Annotated in this window: 2 protein-coding genes; both read right to left on the reverse strand. The window is 49.6% G+C overall.

Annotation, left to right across the window (positions count from 1 at the left end; all coding sequences use genetic code 11):
- On the reverse strand, positions 1-721 hold a 721-nt coding region (gene istB / locus PXY01_RS22000; RefSeq protein ID WP_127573277.1), incomplete at its 3' end, for an IS21-like element helper ATPase IstB.
- Between the two features lies 1 nt (position 722).
- Positions 723-2,198: IS21 family transposase (istA, locus tag PXY01_RS22005; RefSeq protein WP_127573279.1), on the reverse strand; the 1,476-nt coding region annotated here is incomplete at its 5' end.

A 2,198-nucleotide genomic window follows, 5' to 3' on the forward strand; every position in this document is an offset into this window, starting at 1 on the left:
TAGGAATTCGTTCCATAGCTTGCTTGAAGCGAAAACTCTCGCCTGTGAAGGAGAGAATATGTGCATGGTGCACCAGACGATCAACAAGGGCTGATGTAAGGTTGGTATCGCCAAATATGGACGTCCATTGACCAAACTCCAGGTTAGAGGTAACGATCACGCTTTGTTGCTCATAGCAATCTGCAATCACGTTAAATAATAACTCAGACCCGGTTTGGCTGAACGGGACATAGCCAACCTCATCTAGAATAAGCAAATCAACCTTTCTCAACTTATCTCTAAATCGGCTAAGCGTACCCGCCGCAAATTTCTCCTGAAGCACGGCAACCAAATCGGAATCTCGGTAGAACTGCACCGCTTTGCCACGGCGACAAGCCTCTACACCCAATGCCGTTGCCATATGCGTCTTACCCGTGCCGACAGCACCCATTAAGAGCAAATTCTCATTGCGTTCTAACCATTCCAATCCCTGAATTTTCTCTGGACTGCTGCCGCTTGGAAAAGAGATATGGTCATAGACATACCCCTCAAAGGTCTTAATATGCGGGAATCCCGCCTGCTGGACGAGCTTCCCTAACTTGGCCCGACGGCGCCCGTCTAGTTCCGCACTCAGAATTTGTTCCACAATGTTTTGAATTTCTTCATTCTGTTGAACCAAGACATAGTCCATCACATGCGCTAATCGAAGTTGTCGACACAAATCCGACAGTTCTGTTGCCATCTCAGCTCACCCCCACAAGTCGGTCGTAGCGTCCAAGAGAGCCATCTGAACGAGTCCCTGGTGGTGACAGCGTCTCCTCCCACGTAACCGGCAAGTCTCGGCTTCCATGTTTCATGCCAAGGACAGCTGTGACACGGGTAACTACCGTATCCTGGCCTAGCAAAGCAATTGCCTCTTGGATCTGTTCAATCGTGTACACATCACTCCAGTGCGACAGCGCCTGAAGGCGTTCTTTTCGCTCAGCCAGATCTTTTACCGTCACATACGCTTGCAAGGTTTCCGGCAGCATACGGAGGAACTGTGAATGGGTAACACTGCGGGGTTTTCTCAGCCAGCCGGTAAATACTTTGGGCCACGGAACCTCAGCAGTTCGCCCCGTGTATGGTCTGGGTACTTCCCGGATCTTCTGGTGATGAACGTTCAGGATGACCAGACGATCCCAGAATGTTTGAACCAGTACCTCGCTGCCTGGCGCAACCATCCCCAGTAACGGAATGGTCGTATCTTCCATCCGTATCTCACCGTACTTGTTGACAACTGCAGCAGCCAACCGAAAGGCCTCAAATCCGTGTTCCGGCAAGGAAAGCAGCTTACAGCGGTCATCCTCCCATAGATCAGCGATTCGGCGATTTTGAGCATAATGCTGACGCTGGCGATCTTGCGTTGCCTGCTCAGCGAAATACGCGGCAAGCTGTTCATGGCTTTCATAGATGGGAATGGGTACGGCCCAGTTCCGCTTAGAGTAGCCGCATTTATTCTCTACATGACCTTTTTCATGACGGCTGTAAGGATTGCAGAATACAGCTTCGAAACGGTAGTGGGCACAAAAACGCTGAAAGCCTTCGGTTAATTGTCGTTCGCCTTGCTTCTCAATGTGTACGACGGCAGCTGACAGATTATCGAACCAGATACGCCGAGGAACACCGCCCATCTGTTCAAAGCACTGCTTCATTGCTTCCATGAAGCATTCCTGATTTTCTGCCGGTGTTGGATAGACGAAAGCTGCATTGCTATATGGAAAAGACATCACCAGCAGTTTATACGTGAGCATTCGATGCTCTTGGCTCACCTCGACGGTAGTGAAATCCACTTGTGCTTCCCCGGGCGGATGTTCCAGTCGTTCATACGTTTTGGCACGTTCTAGATCCAATTCACTCTTTCTTTTCTGCACATAGGCTAGCACCGTGCGTTGTCCACCTGTAAATTGATGTTCGTCCCGCAACCGTTGAAAAATGCGTATACCTGTATGACGTTGCTTACGGGGAAGTAATTGATCCTCCTCCAACCATGTATCGACGATCTCCATAAATGGCCCCATGACGGGACTTCTGTTTTTTCGTTTAGTCACCGACGGATTCCAATCCGTTTGGTCGGCATATTTTTTTGCGGTTCGCCAGTGGACCCCTACACGCTCTGCAATTTCATTTACCGAACAGCCTTCTACTTCGCGTAAAAACCTGATATATTGTTGTTGAGG

It is taken from the genome of Paenibacillus xylaniclasticus, assembly GCF_004001065.1.
Classification (GTDB): Bacteria; Bacillota; Bacilli; order Paenibacillales; family Paenibacillaceae; genus Paenibacillus_T; species Paenibacillus_T xylaniclasticus.